The organism is Bifidobacterium oedipodis, from assembly GCF_012932425.1.
GTDB lineage: Bacteria > Actinomycetota > Actinomycetes > Actinomycetales > Bifidobacteriaceae > Bifidobacterium > Bifidobacterium oedipodis.
The window spans coordinates 17,745-38,817 of the sequence record NZ_JAAIII010000002.1; the positions used below are offsets into that span (position 1 = coordinate 17,745).

General features: G+C 57.4%; 22 protein-coding genes. 20 read left to right on the forward strand and 2 right to left on the reverse strand.

The window, feature by feature from the left end:
* Positions 1-22: 22 nt before the first annotated feature.
* From G1C95_RS03330 to G1C95_RS03405, 16 genes are all read left to right on the forward strand, one after another.
* The gene (locus G1C95_RS03330) at positions 23-523 is read left to right on the forward strand and encodes a hypothetical protein (RefSeq protein WP_169171550.1); all 501 of its coding nucleotides are present in this window, start codon (positions 23-25) and stop codon (positions 521-523) included.
* 27 nt (positions 524-550) lie between these two features.
* Positions 551-1,462 carry a phage major capsid family protein gene (locus tag G1C95_RS03335; protein WP_169171551.1) on the forward strand — a complete coding sequence of 304 codons (912 nt, stop codon included), beginning with the start codon at positions 551-553 and terminating at the stop codon, positions 1,460-1,462.
* Positions 1,459-1,845, forward strand: a complete 387-nt coding sequence (locus tag G1C95_RS03340; protein ID WP_169171552.1) for a Gp19/Gp15/Gp42 family protein — start codon at positions 1,459-1,461, stop codon at positions 1,843-1,845. Before G1C95_RS03335 ends, G1C95_RS03340 begins: the two co-directional genes overlap by 4 nt.
* A gap of 20 nt (positions 1,846-1,865) precedes the next feature.
* On the forward strand, positions 1,866-2,177 hold the full coding sequence (locus tag G1C95_RS03345) for a hypothetical protein (RefSeq protein WP_240947425.1): 312 nt from the start codon (positions 1,866-1,868) through the stop codon (positions 2,175-2,177).
* A gap of 2 nt (positions 2,178-2,179) precedes the next feature.
* A complete protein-coding gene (locus G1C95_RS03350; RefSeq protein ID WP_169171554.1) occupies positions 2,180-2,449 on the forward strand; it encodes a hypothetical protein in 270 nt (89 codons plus the stop codon).
* The gene (locus G1C95_RS03355) at positions 2,449-2,811 is read left to right on the forward strand and encodes a hypothetical protein (protein WP_169171555.1); all 363 of its coding nucleotides are present in this window, start codon (positions 2,449-2,451) and stop codon (positions 2,809-2,811) included. Before G1C95_RS03350 ends, G1C95_RS03355 begins: the two co-directional genes overlap by 1 nt.
* A 21-nt stretch (positions 2,812-2,832) precedes the next feature.
* A complete protein-coding gene (locus tag G1C95_RS03360) occupies positions 2,833-3,534 on the forward strand; it encodes a phage tail tube protein (protein WP_169171556.1) in 702 nt (233 codons plus the stop codon).
* A gap of 96 nt (positions 3,535-3,630) precedes the next feature.
* Positions 3,631-3,885 carry a hypothetical protein gene (locus G1C95_RS03365; RefSeq protein ID WP_169171557.1) on the forward strand — a complete coding sequence of 85 codons (255 nt, stop codon included), beginning with the start codon at positions 3,631-3,633 and terminating at the stop codon, positions 3,883-3,885.
* Positions 3,861-4,301 (forward strand): DUF5361 domain-containing protein, encoded by a 441-nt coding sequence (locus G1C95_RS12695; RefSeq protein ID WP_205832692.1) that lies wholly within the window; start codon positions 3,861-3,863, stop codon positions 4,299-4,301. Before G1C95_RS03365 ends, G1C95_RS12695 begins: the two co-directional genes overlap by 25 nt.
* A 21-nt stretch (positions 4,302-4,322) precedes the next feature.
* Entirely contained in the window at positions 4,323-7,184 is a 2,862-nt protein-coding gene (locus tag G1C95_RS03375) for a phage tail protein (RefSeq protein WP_169171559.1), read from the forward strand.
* Positions 7,185-7,272: 88 nt separating this feature from the next.
* On the forward strand, positions 7,273-8,037 hold the full coding sequence (locus G1C95_RS03380; RefSeq protein WP_205832693.1) for a hypothetical protein: 765 nt from the start codon (positions 7,273-7,275) through the stop codon (positions 8,035-8,037).
* Between the two features lie 19 nt (positions 8,038-8,056).
* Complete coding sequence (locus G1C95_RS03385) at positions 8,057-10,267, forward strand: phage tail spike protein (protein WP_169171561.1); 2,211 nt, start codon at positions 8,057-8,059, stop codon at positions 10,265-10,267.
* A gap of 12 nt (positions 10,268-10,279) precedes the next feature.
* Positions 10,280-11,572 (forward strand): hypothetical protein, encoded by a 1,293-nt coding sequence (locus G1C95_RS03390; RefSeq protein WP_169171562.1) that lies wholly within the window; start codon positions 10,280-10,282, stop codon positions 11,570-11,572.
* On the forward strand, positions 11,569-11,910 hold the full coding sequence (locus tag G1C95_RS03395; protein WP_169171563.1) for a hypothetical protein: 342 nt from the start codon (positions 11,569-11,571) through the stop codon (positions 11,908-11,910). Before G1C95_RS03390 ends, G1C95_RS03395 begins: the two co-directional genes overlap by 4 nt.
* 76 nt (positions 11,911-11,986) lie before the next feature.
* Positions 11,987-13,051, forward strand: coding sequence for a GH25 family lysozyme (locus G1C95_RS03400; protein WP_169171564.1), 1,065 nt, complete (start codon positions 11,987-11,989; stop codon positions 13,049-13,051).
* Positions 13,052-13,075: 24 nt separating this feature from the next.
* The gene (locus tag G1C95_RS03405) at positions 13,076-13,351 is read left to right on the forward strand and encodes a hypothetical protein (protein WP_169171565.1); all 276 of its coding nucleotides are present in this window, start codon (positions 13,076-13,078) and stop codon (positions 13,349-13,351) included.
* A 60-nt stretch (positions 13,352-13,411) separates the two neighbouring features.
* On the opposite strand, the gene G1C95_RS03410 is transcribed toward G1C95_RS03405, so the two are convergent.
* Entirely contained in the window at positions 13,412-15,163 is a 1,752-nt protein-coding gene (locus G1C95_RS03410) for a hypothetical protein (protein WP_169171566.1), read from the reverse strand.
* Between the two features lie 69 nt (positions 15,164-15,232).
* Positions 15,233-15,721, reverse strand: a complete 489-nt coding sequence (locus G1C95_RS03415; protein ID WP_169171567.1) for a GNAT family N-acetyltransferase — start codon at positions 15,719-15,721, stop codon at positions 15,233-15,235.
* A 185-nt stretch (positions 15,722-15,906) separates the two neighbouring features.
* Here G1C95_RS03415 and dcm point away from each other — a divergent pair, with 185 nt between their 5' ends.
* The 4 genes from dcm (at position 15,907) to G1C95_RS03435 (ending at position 21,054) form a co-directional block, all read left to right on the forward strand.
* Positions 15,907-17,166 carry a DNA (cytosine-5-)-methyltransferase gene (dcm, locus tag G1C95_RS03420; RefSeq protein WP_277348163.1) on the forward strand — a complete coding sequence of 420 codons (1,260 nt, stop codon included), beginning with the start codon at positions 15,907-15,909 and terminating at the stop codon, positions 17,164-17,166.
* A gap of 43 nt (positions 17,167-17,209) precedes the next feature.
* Entirely contained in the window at positions 17,210-18,661 is a 1,452-nt protein-coding gene (locus tag G1C95_RS03425; protein WP_240947406.1) for an MvaI/BcnI family restriction endonuclease, read from the forward strand.
* A gap of 110 nt (positions 18,662-18,771) precedes the next feature.
* Positions 18,772-19,776: a hypothetical protein gene (locus G1C95_RS03430; protein ID WP_169171569.1), complete on the forward strand. Its 1,005-nt coding sequence runs from the start codon at positions 18,772-18,774 to the stop codon at positions 19,774-19,776.
* 498 nt (positions 19,777-20,274) lie between these two features.
* Complete coding sequence (locus tag G1C95_RS03435; protein ID WP_205832694.1) at positions 20,275-21,054, forward strand: class I SAM-dependent methyltransferase; 780 nt, start codon at positions 20,275-20,277, stop codon at positions 21,052-21,054.
* Positions 21,055-21,073 lie beyond the last annotated feature (19 nt).

Consider the following 21,073-nt stretch of genomic DNA (forward strand, 5'->3'; position numbering starts at 1 on the left):
CGGGCTGATTGGAGATGAAACCATGTTCAGACCGTGGCAGCCACGGTACCCCAGGCGCATCCGAACGGTGGACGCGCCGCCCGTTGAAGGAGGCGGCGCACAGCCGCCGGATCCCGAAGCAAACGAGAACAGCGAACAGGTCGATTGGGAGGCCAAATACCACGACGCGGTGAACACCTCCCACGAGTGGGAGACCAAGGCGAAAACCAGCGGCGAAGCGGTGGGCAAGCTCACCGAACGCGCCGAAACCGCCGAGAAGGCGCTCGCCGACATGAAGACCGCACAGCAGCGGCTCGATTGGAGGAACACAGCCGCCAAGGCGACCGGCATCCCGGCCGATCTGATTCGAGGCGACAGCGAAGAGGAGATCAACGCGCACGCCGAAGCCCTGAAATCCTACCTGTCCACGATCGGCAGGCCCACCGCCCCGACCGTCCCCAACCCCTCCGGCACCCCGAAGACGAAATCCCGCAACGACAACCCGAACACGCTGCTGCTCAAGCAGCTGTTCGGCACCAACTGACCCCCATGGAAGGAAGACAACACCACTATGGCAGCATTGCAAACCAATCAGGTGACCCTGCCCACCGACGTATCCCTCGCCGTCGTGGACAAGGCGCACGACACCAGCACCATCGCCACGCTCAGCCCGGCCGACAAGCTTGGCTTCCTGGATGACAAGTACAACGTGTTCAACGGCAAGGCGAGGGCCGAGGTCGTGGCCGAGGGCGCGAAGAAGGGCGGCTACGAACAGCCCATCACACCCAAGGAAGGCAAGCGGTTCACCGTCCAGTGCACCACCCGCGTCAGCAAGCAGCTCCAGTGGGCGGACGAGGACGACCAGCTGAAGATCCTCGACGCGATCCAAGCCGACCAGGCGGCGGCGTTGGGCGAAGCGCTGGACTACGTCGTCTACCACGCCGTGAACCCCGCATCCGGCGAGGCCCTTGCCGGCTACACCGCGTTGTCCGGCGAGGCCACACAGGTGACCGCCGGGGCTGACGCGCTCTCCAACCTCGATCTGATGACCGACCAGCTCCTGAAGGTCAACATCAACGGCATCGCCCTGTCCCGCGTGTTCGCCAACACGCTGCGCAAGCTGCGCGTCAGCGCGACCGGCGCACGCCAGTTCCCCGAGATCCCGTTGAGCCTGAACGCGGGAACCATCGACGGCATCCCCGCATCCACGTCCACCACGGTCGATGGCGAATACGCGGCCACCGCCACGAACGTGCTCGCCTTCATGGGCGACTTCACCACGATCCGCTGGCGACTCGTCCGACCGATCACCGCCGAAGTGATTCCCTACGGCGACCCCGACAACACCGGTGTGGATCTGGCCGGATCCAATCAGGTGGCATACCGCTCCGAAGCCATGTTCTCCTTCGCGATTCTGAACCCGAAGGCGCTCACGGTGCTCAAGACCGGCAGCGCGGCCCGCGCCGCGAAGGCCGCCAAGTGACATCGACGGCACCGGTCGAACCGTTCGCCGCCTACGGGGACGTCGAGAAACGATGGCATACCCTGAGCGCGGCGGAACGGGAGACCGCGTCCACGCTGCTGGAGGATGCCACGCAGATCATCGTGGACACCTGCCCACGATGGGCGGAGGCATCCGAACGCACACTCAAGACGATTGTCTGCGCGATGGTGATCCGCAAGATGCTCGTTGACGATGACCATCTCGGCGTGACCAACGCGCAGCAGACAGCCGGCAGCTTCAGCGAATCGTTCACCTACAGCAACCCGATGGGCGATCTCTACCTGACCCGAGCGGAGAAAGCCCGTCTGGGCGTGGGCGTGCCGCACGCCTTCCATCTGGACATGGCCGGAGGCAGCCGATGAAGGGCGAGACCGTCACCGTGATGCGAAGAGAGCAGACCGGTCTGGACGAGGGAAACAACCCAGTCTACGAGACGAAGCCGGAGCCCGTGGGCAACGTGCTTGTCGGAGCCCCGAACGGTGAGAACTCCGGCGACTCCAACCGGCCGGACGGCGTCCGAATCGACGCCAACCTGTATTTCCCGCGCGGCTACAAAGGCGATGCGCTGCGAGGACAGACCATCGTCGTGCGCGGCCACCCCTACAAGGTGGTCGGGGATCCGTTGCCCGTGGATGGCGGCATGACTCCGACCGAATGGAACATGACCGTCCCGGTGACGAGAAGCGACGGCTGAACATGGCGAACATCAGGATACAGACCCATCGCAAGGGCATGACCGAGGTACTGACCTCTTCCGGCGTGCTCGACGAAATCGACCAACAAGCCAAGCGCGTGGCTTCGACGGCCAACGGCATGCACAACGCCAAGGGATACGTCGGCGACGCGATCGTCGGATCCGGCTCGAAACCCCGTGCGCACGGCATGGTCAAAACCACCGATCTGCATACGAAACGGTCGAACGCCAAGCACAACACGCTGTTGAAGGCACTGCGGGGCGGCGGCTGATGCCCAACACCGAAACCCAGTTGGCGCAATGGCTGTCCAAGCAGTCCGAACTTGACGGGATCCCGGTCAGCCTTGACGCGCCCCCGCAGCACCCCGAACGGTTCATCACCATCGAACGGGTGGGCGGCGGCGAAACCAAGCTCATCGACACCCCGATGCTCGCCATCCAATGCTGGGCCGGATCCCGCGTCAAGGCGGCGCAGCTCGCCGACCTGACCAAAACCGTGCTCGAACGGGCATGGCAGCTCCCGAACGTCGCCCGCATCGACGTGCAAAGCACCATCAATTTCCCCCTGGACGAATCGACACCCAGATACCAGATCACCGTCGAACTGACGGTCCACAAATACGACGCCGCCTGACAGCGGCAAGGAAGGAGACACATGGGCACCCCAGATTCCCTGAACGTGTCAGTCGGCAAACCGCACGGCGAGGGCGGACGATACGCGGGAGGCATGTGGTGGGCCGTATCCGGCCAAGCCACCGTACCTACCGACGCAACCACCCCTCTCGCCGACACATTGCGCGACGGCGGTTACCTGAGCGAGGACGGCGTCACCAACACCATCGACTCCGACACCAGCGACATCAACGCGTTCGGCGGCGACCGCGTATTGAGCGTCGTCACCTCACGGGCCGAAAGCTTCCAGTTCGGCATGCTGGAGACCACCGAGGACACGCTCTCGCTCGTATACGGCCCGGACAACGTGACCGTCGCCGGCGAGGGAGACAAGAAGACCATCGCGGTCAAGCACAACGGCAAGGACGGCCCGCTCCTGCTGCTCGTGTTCGAGTTCGCCATGACGAACAACCGCGTCAAGCGCATCGTCGTACCGCAGGGCAAGATGGGCGAACTCGACGACGTGGAGTACACCGACGGCGATCCGATCACCTACACGCCGACCATCAACGCGCTACCCGACGCGCAGGGCAACACCGCCTACGAGTACATCGCCCACATCGCAACCGGCAGCACGCCGGCGCAGGCGGACGCCCCGGCGTTCGACGACGGAACCGTCCCCTCACTCGCCAAGGCCGCCAAGGCGACGACTCGAACCAGAACCAGCAAAACGGCGAAACAGTAAACAGACCACGCACCCATGCCGAAACCTCCGTCGCATCCGGCGGCATGGGCGACCCCTTCTCCCCGGACACGACATCGAAGCATGAAAGACACGAGCATGGCAATCATCATCAACGACTATCAGCCGAAAGGCACCGAAACCGTCGAAGTGCAGTTCCCCGGATCCAAGACCCGCTACGAGGTCAAGTCGTCCGACGGGCTGACCCTGGGCGACCTGCGGCGCATCACCGCCGGCGACATCGACGCGTTCTACGACCTGTTCCCCGAAGAGGCACGCAAGGAACTCGACAAACTGCACCCGCAGCAGCTGAACGACTTCATCGAGGCGTGGACCGGGAACCCAAAAGACTAGCGGCCGTCCTGTGGCTCATCGACAACCACAGAGATGAACTCGAATACGAACTAATCAAAGCGGGCGTCCGGCTCAGATGGCTGGGACGCCCACTGCTGTCATGGCATGACATCTACCTGATCGCCGCCAACTGCGAACCGGGCACCCCGCTCGCCACGGCATTGGACAGGCGGATGGCATGGAAGCCCATCGACTTCTGGATGCGCAGCATCGAATACTCGCTGCGATGGCTCGTCTGGGCGAAGACCAAGGACGGTCAGAAAGGCCGTGGGAAGCCAAAGCCCATCCAGCCGCCCGGAATCTCCGCCAATGATCCGAACCGCCGCAGCGTGGTGCGCAAGGGCGAGCTGGCCGGCATGGACAAACAGTCCCTGCGCGACTACCTGAACCGGCCGAGAACGGCTAGCGGAGCATAACCGAAGAGAGAGGGAACGACGATGGCATCGCTCGCCACGGCATGGGTTGACATCGTTCCCCGATTCAAAGACCTCAGTTCCACCTTCAACAGGGAGCTCAGGGGAATCGACGCCGCCGGTGCCGGATCCAGGCTGGGCTCCCAACTCGGCGACGGTCTGACCGCCGGCGCGAAAACCGGCGGCACACGTCTGGCGGGCATGCTCACCGGCGTAACCAAAAGCGCCATCACCGGCTTCGGCAAAATCGGCAAGGTCGGACTCGGTGCCATCACCACCATCGGCGGCGGCATCACGGCCCTGGCCGCGAAGGGCGGTTTCGCCCGCGCCCTGAACATCGAGAACGCGCAGGCCAAACTGAAGGGTCTGGGCCATTCCGCCGAGGCCATCGGCGAAATCATGGCGAACGCGAACATGGCGGTGAAGGGCACCGCCTACGGGTTGGACGAGGCCGCAAGCGTGGCCGCAGCGGCCGTCGCCAGCGGTATCAAGCCGGGCGAACAGCTGACGCAGGTGCTCAAGACCGTGGGAGACACGGCGCAGATCGCCGGCATGGGCTTCTCGGATGCGGGTGCGATCTTCACATCGGTGATGGCCCGAGGCAAGCTGCAGGGCGACGATATGCTCCAGCTCACCTCGCGCGGCGTGCCTGTGCTGCAGGCTCTCTCCGACCAGCTGGGCGTCTCCACGCAGGATGTGTCGGAGATGGTGTCCAAGGGCAAGGTGGACTTCCAGACGTTCGCCACCGCGTTGGACAAGTACCTCGGCGGATCCGCTTTGGCGGCCGGCGAAACCTTCTCCGGCGCTATGGCCAACGTGAGAGCCGCGTTGAGCCGTGTGGGTCAGAAGGCGGCGACACCGGCTCTGAACGCGCTCCGCGACACGTTCAACGTGCTCACCCCGGCCATCGACAAGGTGAACGGCGCGTTGCAGCCGCTGGCCGACAGGCTCGGCACCAAACTCTCCAACGCGGTCAAGACCGTGACCCCGTGGATCCAACGCTTCGCCGACGGCATGGCGGACAGCTCGATCACCATCCAAGACATCGCCAAGCATGTCGGCTTGCTGGTCGGCGCGTTCGGCGGATTCACGATGCTCGGCCAGTTCGGCCCGCAGATCCTCGACGTGTTCACCACGGCGGGCAATGCCAGCGGAGCGCTGGTTTCGCTGGTGTCGGGCAACATGGGCAAGATCCGAGGCGTCGTCTCCGGCGCGGGCGGTCTGTTCACGGATCTCGGCACCCGTTGGGGCAATGCGATGGGCCTGATCGACGCGAACTTCGGCGGCGTCTTCGGCATGATGGCCAACCGCGCCAGAACCGGGCTCGGCGACATCGGCACCACAATGGTCGGCCTGTTCGACAGCAAAATCTACCTGCCTTTGCAACAGGGCATCAGCGGCATCGGCGCGAGGATGACGGCCCCGTTCCAGGCGCTGGCGGGCCGCGTGGGAGGATTCCTCGCACCGGTCACCGGCGCGTTCTCCACCGCGTTCCAAGGGTTCGGCACCACGCTGGCCGCGCCGATACAGGCCGGATTGAACGGCATCGGCACCCTGTTCTCGAATTTCTTCAACCCCGCCAACTTCCTGAAATACTTCGGCATCGCAGCCATACTGGGTGCTCTGGTCGTGGCCCTCGGCGCATTGAACACGAGCCTTGGCGGCCAACTCGCGACCATGGTCACCGAGTTCCTGACCGTCACCCTGCCCGGATACATCAGCCGCTTCCAGACGTGGGCGGCGGCACAGCTGCCGACGCTCATGCAGTCCGGCCTGCAACTGCTCACGTCCGTGATCCAGGGCATCACCGCGAACCTGCCCCAACTATTGGCCGTCGCCACCATGCTGCTGACCACGCTGGTGGACGGCATCGCCAACGCGCTGCCCACGTTGATCCCCGCGGCGATGCGGATGGTCACCACCCTTGTCCAGGGCGTGGCGGACAACCTGCCCCGAATCATCGAATCAGGACTCAACCTGCTCGCCAGATTCGTCGAGGGAATCATCAACGCGCTACCGCAACTCACGGAGGCGTTGCCCCGTATCATCACGAGCTTCACCGACGGCATCATCCGCATGCTGCCCCAAATCCTCGAAACAGGCGTGGATCTGCTGCTGAAGTTCGTGGACGGCATCATTCGCGCACTGCCCGAACTCATCGCGGCCCTGCCCCGAATCATTAGCGGATTCGTCAACGGCATCGGCAAGCACCTGCCGCAGATCATCGAAACCGGTCTGGTTCTGCTGGGCCGTCTCGTCGTCGGCATCATCAAGGCCATACCCGAACTGATCGCCGCACTGCCCAGGATCATCGCCGCGATCTGGGACGGACTGACCCAAGTGGACTGGGGAGGTCTCGGATGGAACATCATCCAAGGCATCAAGAACGGGCTGATGAACGCGGGAGGCGCGATCAAGGACGCCATCATCGGACTGGCGAAGAACGCCTGGAACGCGGTCAAGAGCTTCTTCGGCATCGCATCCCCGTCCAAGCTCATGCGCGACACCGTGGGTCTCATGGTCGGCCGGGGACTCGCCAACGGCATCACCCGCACCGATACGCTCGTGGCCAAGGCCGCGACCAATCTCGCCGGCGAAGCCTATCAGGCGTTCGATCAGGCCACCGCAAGCCGGATGTTCAACCTCGACGCCCAAGTCGGCATGGAACACACCATGCAAGCCCAACACATCAAGGACACTCCGGCCGCAGGCGGCACCCCTTCCACGGAACGCGGCCTGTCGAAGGACGATGTGATCGACGCGGTGAGCGAGGCGTTGCAGTCGATGCCCGCCATGCGGCTGCTGCTGGATTCCGGCGTGATGGCCGGCCAGCTCGCGCCCGCCATCGACAAGGCACTCGGCAACAGGAAGGCAAGAGGCTACTAGCATGCTCGCGAACACGCATAGGATCCGGGGACTCCGGCTCGACAGGAGCCGGATCAGCATCGACGGCAAACCACTGTCCGATTACGCGGTGTTCACGCTGGCCGACGGCATCAGCATCGACGACGCCAAACCCGTCACCATGTTCCAAACGGCTCCGGGCCGTTCCGGCGGCTGGGACATGACGCTGGACGATCCGTATGGGTATCCGGCGTTGGGCCGCCGCGAGATCACCATGCGGATCGCCGCCACAGGCGACCCCATGGAGATCGAGGAGGCCAAGACGCTGGTCGGCGGAGCCAATGGCCGAAACGTCCGCATCGGCGGACTGACCAACCTCGGCGAATTCCACGGCAGGCTCTCAACGGGCGCATGGGAGGATCACCACGACGCGGCAGGCCTGCTGCGGTGGAGCGTCTGCGAACTCACGCTGGACGCGGAACCATGCGCCTACGGGCCAACCCAACGCATCGACCTGCCATTGGACGGCAAGACCATGCACGCGAGCATCCGGGGCAACCGCCCCACACATCCCGTGCTGCACCAGCTGGTCGACGAGAAGGTGGACGACGTGACCCCGGAAAGCGTCACGCACACGCTTACCGTCAACGGCCAACGGGTACGCGCATACGGCACGCTCAAAGGTGCCGGCCTGTGGGACGAACCGCACGAACTGCTGCTCGACTGCGAAAACCGACAGACGACATGGCAGGGCAAGCCGATCCCGATAGCCATCGACGATGACTATCCCGGCATGCCGCCCGGCCCCGCCACATTCAGCGCGTCACTGTCACCGAAAACCAACGTGAAGAAGTATTCGCAATACATCACCTACACGCCGCAGTGGCTCATATAGCAACGGAGGGAGGAACCCCGTGCGTTTCGCATGCTTCGACCGGTGGGATACGCCCAAACCAGAACCTACAGGCGTGACCGAAGCGACATGGACCAGCGGCGTGGACGGCACCCGCAGCCTCGAACTGACCTGCGTGGGCGAAACCGGCATCGGCAAGGGCGACCGGATCGTGTTCACGGATCCGCGCGGCAAGCTGCAGGAGACCATCGTCGTCTCCCCGGAACACCGTCGCGAGAACCAGCGCATCATCACCAGCCTCGTATGCAAAGGCAGCATCCAAGAGCTTGATGACACATTCATCGAGGACAGACGGAACCGCAACGCCACCGCCACGCAATGCCTGCGAAAAGCACTGGAGGGCACCCGTTGGGCGGTCGGCGTCGTGGACGATGACGGCACCCTGCTCGACCTGAGCTTCTACCACGTCTCCGCATTGCAGGCGGTCGAATCGATCGCAGCCAAATACGGGCTGGAGGTCACCGCCAGCTACCTCATGGATCCGTCCCACATGAAGATCACGGATCGGGCCGTCAACCTCGTCAAAACCCAAGGCGACCAGACAAACGAAGGCCTGCGCCGCTTCGAGTACGGACACAACCTGAAAGGCATCACACGCACCGTGGACGCCACAGGCGTCAAAACCCGCCTCTACGGATACGGCAAAGGCCTGCCCACCACAGACGGGAACGGTGAGGAAACAGGCGGATACGGTCGGCGCATCGACTTCGCGGACATCAACAACGGCAAGCCATACGTGGAGGATCCACAGGCCACGGCCCTGTGGGGACTGCCCGGCCCGCCCAAGACCAGCATCAGCGGCAACATGCTCAAAGGCGGCGGCTTCGAACGAACCTACGGCGAAGGCTGGCTGTTCATCCCCACGACCGCGTTCCTCGACGCCTTGGTGAAAAAAGACGGCACTGTCACCCCATGCGAGGGCAAGGTCATGCTGCGCATGGGCACCGACGCCAGCACATGCGCCAGCAGCGCCATCTACGATCCCATCACCGTCAAAGGCGGCACCCAATACCAGCTCACCATGCGAACCCACGGCGCGGCCAACGCCACCGCCAAGGTGCGCATCACACAGAACGTGAACGTGTACCCATCAAGCGACATCGCGCTCGCAGACCCCGTGAACACGGGCGGGTGGACGAGAACCACATGGCGGTTCACCACCCATCAGAAGTGCAGCACGATCCGCATCTACATCGAGAACCCCACCGGCACCATGTATGTGGATGACGTGACCCTCACCATGGCCACCACTACCACGATCCATCCCGCCGAAGGCATCTACGAGAACGGAGACTGCGAGGACAAGGCGCAACTGCTGGCGGAGACCAAGGCGGAGCTCCAACGGCGCTGCATGCCCACGGTCAGCTATGAAGCCGACGTACAGACCTTCGCAGAATCGGGCACCGACCTGCGAGGCGTGGGCCTTGGCGACAGGGTGCTGCTCGTGGATACGACCTTCACACCCGACCTGCGGCTGGCGGGCCGCGTGCTCCAGCTTGAGGAGAACCTGCTTGACCCCGCATCGACGACCGTCACGATCGGCAACATCATCGAACGGTTCACCGTTTCCAACCGGACCGCCGAGCAGCGCCTGGAACGGGTGGTGGCCGAATCGGCCGCATGGAACACCAGCAGCCAGCAGATTAGCCAGAACGCGGGCAAATGGGACCAGGTGGCTCAAACCGTCGTGGACAATGCAACCCAATGGAACGACGCCGCCACCACAATCAACACCAATGCAACCGGCTGGGCCAACACCGCCGAAACGGTCACCACCAGACAAGCGGACTGGGATGCGGCGGCCTCCGCCATCAACCAGCACGCCGACGCATGGAACGGCACCACGGCGGCGATGACCGAAGGCAAACCGCAGTGGGATGCCACGGCCGAAACGGTGAGTGCGAACAGCGGCGAATGGAGCGAGACCAGCCGGCTCGTGCAGGACAACAAGAACACATGGGCCGATGCCGCCCAGACCGTATCGCAACGCCAAAACGCATGGGATACGGCCAGCATGGACGTCACCCTCGGCAAAGACGACTGGGACGAGGCCTACGTCACCGCCAGCAACCTCAGCCAGGCAGTCCGGCAAAACGCCACGGAAACAACGCTCAGGCACGGGAACCTTGCCGTCACACTGGGCGAGCGGATCAGCCTGGCCGACCCGTCCGGCACCTACGTGTTCGAGAACGGCGCATTCGTCAAACAGTAAGGAAAACCGTTCATGGAGATTGAGAAGTACCGCACCATCGAGGCCACGCTCGACCTCGCCGACGACTACGCCCCGCCCATCCGCCTCAACGCGGGCGACGTGAACGGACGCATCCTCAAATTCAACATCACAGACGGCGGCAACGACGTCGATGACCTCAACGGACTGTCCGCGCAACTCACATGGAACCGCGACCCTACCGATCCGGCGAGCGCCGGAGGGTACAGGAAGATGACCGTGAAGACGAACACGGACAACTCGACCGGCGTGCGTCAGGTCACCTTCACCGCGCCTGTGCCACGCGCCCTGCTGCAACAGGCGGGCGAGCGCACCGTGCTGGGTCTGGACATCGAGGATGCCGAAGGCAACGTCATCGCCAGCCGAAGCATCCCCGTGCTTGTGGAACCGTCCCGCCTGAACCCGAAGGCGGCGGAACTCGCCGATCCACTCAAGGAGTTGCACGGCATCATCGATGACGCCCACAACCTGATCGACACCGCAGCGATCACCATGGGCACCGTCGCCACGCTCACGCCCGCCAAGAAGGCCAGTGCAACACTGACCGGTAGCGGCTGGCAGCGCAAGCTCAACTTGAGCATCCCACGCGGCACCAAGATCAGTCAGATCACCGCCACTGCTCTGGACTCCGCAACCCCGACCGTCTCCACAAGCACAGACGGCAATGGCGACATGATCGTGGCCCTCGGCCTGCCACGCGGCAAACAGGGAGTCCAAGGCGATCCTGGCCCGAAGGGCGACCCTGGTGACGTGAGCAACGTGCCGGTGGCGACCGCCAAAAAGGCTGGCATCGTTAGACCCAGTGGTGGAATCGGTGTGCTCTCCGATGGCTCCATCTATATGAAAGACAGAGGACGCTGGTACTCACGGATAGGTGAGTATGCCTCACCCTTCGACACCGTGACAGTCCTCGGATACAGCGGCCGTGGATCCTTCTATGATCCCATCATCACGTTTACGCCGAATATGAACTATGAATCCACTATCACTGGTCCGGTTGAAATCACGGTGCTCTCAGAGAACTACCGTTTCGAAAGCAGCGTTACGACCTGTCTGTTCGCAGTCCCGATGCTGAAGACCATCACGAGCTTTGCAGACGGGCTTACCCACGTGGGTGTCAGAGTGACGACCATCAAATCCACAGGTAACGTGCGAGTCGAGTTCCTCGACGAGACGCAATCTCAGACAACATACAACCTGCATCTCATCAGCTCGTCTGACTTTCCCAACGTATGCTCGCCGGCATTCACCTGCGTTGTTCGTTTTGCAATGGAAGTATTGCCATGACCACCATGAATGCACACCCCATCATCCTGATTGTCTGCGCAGTCATCGGCAGCGGCGCGGTCACCTCTCTTGTCTCATGGCTGCTACGCCGGCTCGACCAACGGCGGGACATGGAAAGGGCCATCGCCGACTCACCGACCATCCGCCGACTCGAACTCGAGATCTACCGCCAATCCCTGTTCCAATCCACCACCAACCGCATGCAGCATGAGCACCAGCTCGACGCCGGACGTGAATACACGCGCCTCGGCGGCAACGGCCCCGGCCGCATACGCCTGAGGCAACTCGAAGACGACTATCGGCAGCGACTCGACACCAACCACTGGAACTACCAATAAACCCACAACACAACTCCGGACGAACGCCCCGCACCACAGCGGGGCGTTCCTCGTTCCGGGAGAAAGGGGCATCATCATGCCCAAACTCAGGAAACGATTCGCGGCAATACTCGCGGCGATACTCATCGCATGCATGGCCGTACCGTTGGCGATCGCCGACATGCACGGCATCGACGTGAGCGGCTGGCAGACACCGAACGTGACCTGCACCGCCTCCTACGACTTCGCCGTCGTCAAAGCCACCCAAGGCACCGGTTTCACCAACGGCTATATGACCCGGCAGGCGCAGTGCGTGCGGCAGCGCGGCAAGAGCTTGGGCTTCTACCATTACGCCGGCGGCGGCAACCCGACTGCCGAAGCCGACTACTTCGTGAACACCGTGCGCCCCTACATCGGACAGGCCGTGCTCGTGCTGGACTGGGAATCCTACCAGAACGCAGCATGGGGTAATTCCAACTGGGTGCGCGTGTTCGTCAACCGCGTCCACGACCGCACCGGGGTATGGCCGATCGTCTACGTGTCCGCCGCATACATCTACCAGATCCCATCCGACGTGCGCCGTAACTGCGGCCTGTGGGTGGCACAGTACGCTAATAACAATCCCACCGGATACCAGTCCCGCCCATGGAACTACGGGCGCTACGGCGAGGCCATGCGCCAGTACACCAGCAGCGGACGCATCAACGGATATAACGGGCCGCTGGATCTGAACTATTTCCGAGGCACCCGCGAACAGTGGAACAAATACGCCAACCCCAACAACACCGCAACTACTCCCGCTCCGACACCGACTCCTACACCTGCGCCGCAACCGGCTCCCAAGCCAGCCGGTGGATACAGCGTGGTCGTTCGCTCCGGCGACACCATCAGCGGCATCGCCATGCGCACCGGACTCTGGCCCGTCACCGCTTGGAGCGTGCCGTCCGGTGACATCAACCGCATCTGGCCCGGCCAGACAGTCAGATACACGGGCACCGCAACCACTGCCTCCAACGCTGGAACCGGCACGCGGATTCACGTGGTCAGGCGTGGCGAGACGCTGAGCGGCATCTTCGGAGCCGCCGGCTGGCAGCGCGTCGCGCAGCTCAACAACCTGAGCAACCCCAACCTCATATTCCCCGGCCAGCAGCTGCGCTACTGACCAACCCACAGGAAGGAAAACACAATGGATATATCCACGGCAACCACCCTCGCATCCGGACTGGTGGCCCTTATCGTGCCCGCATTCGTTCAGGCGATCAAGCAGTATATCCCCGCAGAATATGTTGGGCTGACGTCGCTCGCGGCGTCCATACTGTTCGGCACCATCGCCATCGCCGCCACCGGAGGATTCGACGGCACATACACATGGGGCATCGTGCTCGCAGGCGTAGTCGGCGTCGCACAAACCGTATACACGCTAGTCAACCAAGCGTTCGACGGAAAACTATCTAAACAATAAAACCATCGGTATGCTTGACTAAAGGAGTTTTGGAACCTATCAAATGGGATCCAAAACTCCTTATTCTTTCGGAAGAACATATTGTTGATATTCCGATAAATTCATCAAAGGTCCTACAGTAACGCGAGAAATATTGTCTCTATCCTCAGGCTTACGGGGCTCGTATTTGTGTTCTATGAGTAAATCACAAATATCGGATGAAGAATGCAAAACATATTCTTTGTCATCAGGAAGCAAATCTATCGAATTCGCATTAAAAAACAACTGAGTATAGCCCAAAAAAATACTTTGATCGCCAATTGGGGCTACTAGTTTAGAATAAACAATTACACCCGCAGGGAAATCAACATTTGTGTCAGCATTTTTGACAAATTTGAAAGAATCCCAATGTCGAATTACAAGTTCTCCCCTAAGTAGATGTTCTATTTCATTCCAACGTCGAACATGTGTCATCTTAAGACTCGCAAAGTCGGGACACTTGAAATCGACAAAAGCTGCATCGTGAATCGTCTTTAAGGATGAGAGTAATTCATACCAAGGGAAAATCTTTTCTTCATCAAAGACTGTATCATCTAAATGTTCAGACTTGCAATATACTGTTTCTCCATCCAAGGTCTGCAATTCCATCATTTTTGTTTGTGAAACTTCATACAGAAAATCTATGGCATGAAATGCTGGCAGAACCTCACAACCCGATAAAGAATCAAGACGAACAGTAATTTGCAATGTTGACTTTAGAGAGTCTATGTCTGTTCGCAATCGAACATGAATCACATGAGAGTTATCTTCACCTACCCACTCACCTCCGACATATCCGACCGTGTGGCTTTTTTGTTTCAGGGCTATGTGTTTATTCCCTGAAACCAGAATCAATGTCAATGGATGCGGATCAACTTGTGCCAATAAGGAAATATGAGAAGAAATTACGTGTTTGCTTTCCTCAAGTAATGGGAGCTTTAGATTTCCACTCACATTCTTAATTGGCATCTTGTTAAAAGGTGTCCCATATCTCTGAAAGTCTAACAGTTCTTTCTCTTTTTCCGGAGTATTCGCATATATTGTACCGGATTCTTTTAAAGGAGCGAACTCAGAGGAAGCTTTGTATTTGGCAATCGCTTCTATAACTACAGAATAGCCCTCATCATTGGTTATGCTTGCAGAATATAAGAGGTTTGGTCGATTAAAGAAAACAAGACCATTTTTATCATATTTGCTTATGATACGAACGGAATAAGCATAGTTGGGATCAGTAGAACTAAGAAGTTCCGCATATCTAAGGAGTTTTTCCGTTAGAACTTTCGAATCACGCAGATCTGGCTGTTGAGCAGCGCTCAATAACGATTTAATTTGTTGATTGACTGCTTCTTTTCCATCAGCCATATAATAATCATAGACTTCCGGCATAGCTGATGCCCAAACTTCCACATTAGTAAGACCTTTCCAATGGCAAGCGAAGGATGAGTGATTTTGTATGGTTTCTTTAAACCATACAAAATTCTCTGGTGTTGGATCCAAAGGAAGAACCAAGTACCAGTTTTGTATGGTCCAGTGGCGCTCATTGAAGTATTGCTGCACTCTTTCCCATGAGTTGAGAATTTGCTTTCTCTGGCTATCCGAAAGATTTGTCGCAAATTTTTTTACTTGATATACATCATATGAACCATCTTCTCTTTTGTTGAGAAGATCAACGCCACCATCACCTCTTGATGGACGAATTCGTATTGCATCAGGATTTTCTCTACACACATATACTGCAATAATGGTTTCTACGTCATCGCCGGATATTCTCTCCCATGGAATGCGACCAGGCATTATTGTGACTCCTTGAACTCATTACAAAATGACGAATCAATGACTTAAGCCCGGAATCGAGCTATTGATTCAGTCCTGTCGATTGTCGAAAACATAAAGAGGGTCATATCTCCGGGTTGTTGAATTTCGGCAATCTGCGCCATCCTTTCTCGGGTGATAGATGAACCCTACCGAGCACCAAAACGAGTCCGCTGCCGCGTCGACGGGAAACGAAGTTATCAGCCGTTTGCGGTAATGCATCATAAGCATTTCAACTGCCTTTGTGCCGTATCCCCGTCTCCTGTATTTTTCTCGAACCTCGAAGAAAGCAATATCGGTGACCACTTCCGGCGGAGTGAAATCAATATAAGAGTCATCTAGCGTACTTGTTTCAATCCAGGCGCGAACAATCTCATTCCCTTCTTCCCCAAAAGACCAATAGTCATTCCCCCTCTGCTCCTCTAACGGCTGAGCCGTCAGCGAACCATGCCACCAGCGTTCGGTGAACCCGTCAACGTCATAGCCAAAAGGAGTTTCGAAATCCTGCGTTGGGCAGAGGCGGAGCATTTCAAGATTCATGTTTTCATGTTACCATAAATCGAACATTTGTTCTATTTTACTATGCAGGTAGAGTCATCTGGGAATTTTTGTCATCATAATGACATAGTATATTCCCTATGAGCAGCAGGATAATCACCAGAAAACCACAGAGTACCGGCACCTTTGACGAGCCAACTGAGCTTATCACGTTGCTGCGTGGATCCATGACGCGACGACAGCTGGCCGAGTCTTTGCAGGTATCCACCTCGACGGTGGAGCGTTGGGAGTCGGGCAAGGTGGAGTGCAAGCCGGCTTATGTTCCCGCGTTGCGCGAATTGTATTTCGGCACCACGCATGAGACTGGTACCGATTTCCGCACCATCGATCTGTTCGCCGGCATCGGTGGCATTCGTCGCGGTTTCGCGTCAGCCGGCGGACATGCGGTGTTCTCTTCCGAGTGGAACGAGTTTTCGACGCGCACGTACCGGACGAACTACGGGTTCGCTGAGACGATGGCCGGCGACATCACACAGGTGAACACTGATGACATTCCCGACTGCGATGTGGTGCTTGCGGGTTTCCCATGCCAGCCGTTCAGCCTAGCGGGCGTGTCGAAAAAACGCAGTTTGGGACGTGAAACCGGGTTCCGCGACAAGACACAAGGCACCCTGTTCTTTGACGTCGCCCGCATCATTGCCGCGAAGCGACCGGCGGCGTTCCTGCTGGAGAACGTGAAGAACCTGACCTCGCACGACGGAGGCCGCACGTTCAAGGTGATCCTTGATGCACTGCAGAACGAACTCGGCTACGAAGTCCACTGGAAGGTCATCGACGGTCAGAATTTCGTACCCCAACATCGCGAGCGCATCTACATTGTGGGTTTCCGCTCACACACCGACTTCACGTGGGACGATCTGAAGTTCCCCGAGCATAAGCCTCTGCTTGCCGACATCCTGCACAAGACAGATGGCACCGAGCCGTATCTGCCTTGGGACGGTGATCGTTACTTCGATTCCAAGCACAACAAAGTGCAGGATAAGTACACACTCACTCCGCGCCTGTGGCAGTATCTTCAGGACTACAAGAAGAAGCACGAAGCGCTGGGACACGGGTTCGGCTATGGGCTGGTGACCCCCGATATGGTGTCGCGCACGCTATCCGCGCGCTATCACAAGGACGGATCCGAGATCCTTGTCGCACAAGATAATGAACGGCCGCGCAGACTCACGCCGCGAGAATGCGCACGTTTGATGGGCTACCCGGATGATTTTCGCATCCCCGTGTCAGACACGCAGGCCTACCGCCAGTTTGGCAACTCGGTGGTCGTACCAGCTGTCGCCGAAATCGCCCGCATCATGCGCCCTCACATCCTCAAAGTCATGCAGGAAGGCGAGGAACCGGAGCTGATATCCGATTCCGAAATGGCGGGCGAGGCGATTCAGAAGGCACGCCAACTGGCAGTCGCTGGCGCGGGCCTCGACTGATTTCAGTTTCCCTACGTGTTGACACACTACGAGCGTCGTTGACATGGGTATTGTTGAGAATATGAACGATACCCATGTCAACGATGATGAACGATGGTTCGACAGAGCCGACATTCAACAGGTCCATGATTTGCTGACCAATGCCGGTGCCGAGAGCATCTGGGTCAAGCGATTGGTGCCCAACAACAATTCGAAACAGCAGATCTTCCTAGGTAGTGACCCGTCCGACCTTGCCTTCCTTCCACTTGGTACGCCGCAATATAAGGCTCCTAAGTCACAAAAGAAGAAAGCGGGGCCTCTGCTAATTAGGATTCCGGTGCCATGGCGCTGGGTTACACCCAACGGCGAGTTTAACGCCCCAAATGCCAATATGTGTTTCTATCCGCAATATCCGGAAGTACGTTTCTCGGGCTTTCTGCAGGGGTGTAAGGAAGGTCCATCTGAGCTGATGGGTGAGTCGAAACGGGGTCACGAACTCAACCGCTGCATGTTTTTCGGAACCGTGAAGGATTCCGACGGCGAAAACGACCATGTGGTTGCCCTTGTCGTTGGAGCGTCGTCACCAGCTGCGCAATATGTGTTGGACATGGATACGTTTGAAAAAGGCCACATCTGCCCGGTCTTCTATGAATCGAAGAAGAAGGTTGGCGAATTCTCCATTCTCGAAGAAGCCTTGGTTAAGATTATGGGCAAGAAAATTGTCCCGTGGCGACGGCTGAACAGTGGAGAACAGATCAAACCGTATATCGCGCCCAACGCTCCGGGCCTGACCCTAGAGGCAGAACTAGGTGTGGGAGAAAACGCCATCCCAGGTCCAGACTTCGACGTTTGGGAGCTCAAGGCCATCAGTCAGAAATCACTCGAACGACGTAACAACCATAGGGTCACCCTATTCACCCCACAACCTGACCTCGGATGGATTACGAACCATACACAAGCTGAATTCGTGTTGAAATACGGTCATGTCAGTGGTGTCGATGAAAACGGCAAACCTAACGAGTATTACTTCACCTCCGGCGACATTAATCGCTTTGATGAAAGCAAAGAGGGTGCCAAACTGAATCTACGTCTTGTGGGGTTCACTGATTCCAAGAACTATGATCCGAATGGTATGATCGCCCTCTACGACAAGGAAACCGGAGAACTAGCAGCCGGATGGTCATATCTTAAACTGCTTGAGCACTGGCAGCGCAAACATAACCGCGCCGCATACGTACCTTACATCAAGCAAGGATCTGGCGGCAGCACCACAGTAGAATTCGGCCCGCTCATCACCCTAGGCCTCTCCACCAGTTTCGGACTATTCCTCCAAGCATTCCAAGACTGTAAAGCCATCTACGATCCCGGCGACAAAATCACACTTAAAAACGGCAGCTGGACACCACACCCCAGAAGCCAATTCCGCATCAATATTAATGATATTAACGCGATCTATCAGCGAATATGCGAGATAGACCTACGGACTCCAGAAACCATGCAGGAAAAAGAGTCGTAATGATGTTGCTATGCAGACAATGCGTACTATGGCACTTTCACAAGCGCCATGGGGTTTTGGATATTATCGATGAATAGCAATAGCTATGCGGCGATGAAGAGGTATAAAAGATGTATGCACCAATTGAATGGCACCTTTCCAAAGATGATATACTGCTATATTATTCCAAAAATAAGTTAGATACTCTGCTAAAAAAATATGCCATTAATCGAGATAAGACGACTCTTCTTTTCCCTTCAGATTCATCTGCTTCTCTTGATTTTCAAGGGGGAGTAAAAACTTTAACTGCAGCTATACCTAGAATTGGTAAGAAGGAAAAAACAGAAAGAGAACTCTTGTCTGATGTAGGGAAAAAGATGGAAGAGGTAGGTCATATTCAATATGAACCTTCCCTTAAAAGAGATAGATATGCACTAGTGCGTGTTATCGCAAAGTGTGGAACTATGTGGCCTTGGGCTGGAACGGATGAAGAGTCAACATTTCGTCATGTTGTATGGTGGATAGGAAAAACTGCGAATTTTACCGTTCTCGCCTATGGAGATATTGCCAATTATTTAGATGATGATTCCGCGCAACGACGAGCTGAAGAGCATAAAGCCACTTGGTGGCCATCACGCGCTGACACATACTATAAATTGATAGAGTCAATGAGCAATTCGGCGTTATGGTCCGAGTGGTCAGGTTTTTCAGAAGAAGAGCGTTTGATCTCCCTCAATGGTTTATATAATGAGTGCTTCTGCGATGGCGTAAATAGGGCACCGCTTTTACATGAACAAAAAGTTCTTGAAATGTTGTTGCGTATCGATAATACCGAAAAAAACATAATATGCGGCAGTCCACTATGGGTGAAAGAAGTAGTGAAACCAGTTCCGGGAACATATTTTACGGGACAGCAGTGTGAAGTTTCTCCAGTAGCACCATGGACTACAAGTTCCGGCATTCTAACAAGTTCTGCAGTCGCAGAATGGACGGGGAATTGTTGGGTAAATCCACGCTGGCTTCCTGTCTACTATTCCCCTAATCCTCTTGAACCTAAGAAACATGTAGATTTACCTGATTCGTCATCTGTGCCAAACTTGGACCAAATTTATAGTTTGCGTTCTTCGGATCTTTAAATTCCAACAGAAGGCATAATCGTGACATGTCAGTATGAAGATTTACTTAGATAGACTTCTTTAATAAAGGCTACCTAAGCAAATCTTCTGTTTTGCATCGTGCTTCGACACGCCGAGCGTGTCTTGCTGGTACGGGGTCGATTCCAGTAAAAAACCAGTAACAATGACCGTCACGATTGGCCAATTCCAGTCGGTTCAACAAAGACAGTCAAAAATGCAAAACCGCATGTTTCCAACGATTCTGGCCCTAACAAAGAGCGGTCGTCTGAGCCAAAATAACCCCCGGCATAACAGAATGTCGCGGGTTCAAATCCCGCCGGCCCGACCAAAAGCCCTACTCCCGCTTGGGAAACGCCAATTCTGCATTGTCTCTGATAGGCTTCCCAGTAAAAAACCAGTAACAATGACCGCACGATCTCGGCATGGCAGGTACAGTCGAGTTACTGACGATATCAGCGCCGCATGCAAAGACCAGTATCTGGCTTAAAGGTCATGCTCATGTCTTGGCAGATCTACGATATTCCCATGCAATGGGACGCCAAGCTCTACGACAGCAGTCACGCTTTTGTCGCTCAATATGGCCAATCGCTGGAAACGTTGATCCCTTCATCCACACAGTCCATACTCGACCTAGGTTGTGGCACGGGTACGCTTACTGCCGATCTTGCACGGCACTTTCCCTATGTGATCGGCGTGGACAGTTCACCGCAGATGATTGATCGTGCGACTGCGGAGCACCCGGATATCAAATTTCAGTTGGCGGATGCCACGGCTCTGCCATTCACTCACGAATTCGACGTGGTCTTTTCCAATGCGGTCTTCCATTGGATTGTGGATCATGACGCTCTGCTGCACAGCGTGAACCAAGCATTGCGTCCCGGCGGCATGCTGGTCTGCGAATTCGGCGCGCACGGTAACATCGCACACATCGAAAGGGCAATGAGCACCGTGCTCCTTGCCCACGGGCACACGCATAAGCCACGCTTTAATTTCCCGACAGATGAACGTTTTCGCGAATCCTTGCAGTGTGCAGGATTCAACAGTATTCATGTGGTTTCATTTGATCGCCCGACACCGCTGAGCGCTGGTGAACAAGGATTATCCAATTGGCTGCGACAGTTCTATGCTGATGATTTTTCAACGTTATCGCCGCACGAAAGTGGAGCAATAATTCGTGAAGTCTCCGACTACTTGCGTCCTCAGCTTTGGGATCAGCGGAACGGCCAATGGGTCGCGGACTACCGTCGCCTACGTGCCGCTGCAGCGGCAGCAGCTTAATTTTTACGGCCAGCTTCGA

What these genes read in the sequence shown, in the direction of transcription:
- G1C95_RS03330 (WP_169171550.1), top strand. Translation starts at nt 23, where the DNA reads ATGTTCAGACCGTGGCAGCCACGGTACCCCAGGCGCATCCGAACGGTG.
- G1C95_RS03335 (WP_169171551.1), top strand. Translation starts at nt 551, where the DNA reads ATGGCAGCATTGCAAACCAATCAGGTGACCCTGCCCACCGACGTATCC.
- G1C95_RS03345 (WP_240947425.1), top strand. Translation starts at nt 1,866, where the DNA reads ATGCGAAGAGAGCAGACCGGTCTGGACGAGGGAAACAACCCAGTCTAC.
- G1C95_RS03350 (WP_169171554.1), top strand. Translation starts at nt 2,180, where the DNA reads ATGGCGAACATCAGGATACAGACCCATCGCAAGGGCATGACCGAGGTA.
- G1C95_RS03355 (WP_169171555.1), top strand. Translation starts at nt 2,449, where the DNA reads ATGCCCAACACCGAAACCCAGTTGGCGCAATGGCTGTCCAAGCAGTCC.
- G1C95_RS03360 (WP_169171556.1), top strand. Translation starts at nt 2,833, where the DNA reads ATGGGCACCCCAGATTCCCTGAACGTGTCAGTCGGCAAACCGCACGGC.
- G1C95_RS03365 (WP_169171557.1), top strand. Translation starts at nt 3,631, where the DNA reads ATGGCAATCATCATCAACGACTATCAGCCGAAAGGCACCGAAACCGTC.
- G1C95_RS03375 (WP_169171559.1), top strand. Translation starts at nt 4,323, where the DNA reads ATGGCATCGCTCGCCACGGCATGGGTTGACATCGTTCCCCGATTCAAA.
- G1C95_RS03390 (WP_169171562.1), top strand. Translation starts at nt 10,280, where the DNA reads ATGGAGATTGAGAAGTACCGCACCATCGAGGCCACGCTCGACCTCGCC.
- G1C95_RS03395 (WP_169171563.1), top strand. Translation starts at nt 11,569, where the DNA reads ATGACCACCATGAATGCACACCCCATCATCCTGATTGTCTGCGCAGTC.
- G1C95_RS03400 (WP_169171564.1), top strand. Translation starts at nt 11,987, where the DNA reads ATGCCCAAACTCAGGAAACGATTCGCGGCAATACTCGCGGCGATACTC.
- G1C95_RS03405 (WP_169171565.1), top strand. Translation starts at nt 13,076, where the DNA reads ATGGATATATCCACGGCAACCACCCTCGCATCCGGACTGGTGGCCCTT.
- G1C95_RS03410 (WP_169171566.1), bottom strand. Translation starts at nt 15,163, where the DNA reads ATGCCTGGTCGCATTCCATGGGAGAGAATATCCGGCGATGACGTAGAA.
- G1C95_RS03415 (WP_169171567.1), bottom strand. Translation starts at nt 15,721, where the DNA reads ATGAATCTTGAAATGCTCCGCCTCTGCCCAACGCAGGATTTCGAAACT.
- dcm (WP_277348163.1), top strand. Translation starts at nt 15,907, where the DNA reads ATGACGCGACGACAGCTGGCCGAGTCTTTGCAGGTATCCACCTCGACG.
- G1C95_RS03425 (WP_240947406.1), top strand. Translation starts at nt 17,210, where the DNA reads ATGGGTATTGTTGAGAATATGAACGATACCCATGTCAACGATGATGAA.
- G1C95_RS03430 (WP_169171569.1), top strand. Translation starts at nt 18,772, where the DNA reads ATGTATGCACCAATTGAATGGCACCTTTCCAAAGATGATATACTGCTA.
- G1C95_RS03435 (WP_205832694.1), top strand. Translation starts at nt 20,275, where the DNA reads ATGTCTTGGCAGATCTACGATATTCCCATGCAATGGGACGCCAAGCTC.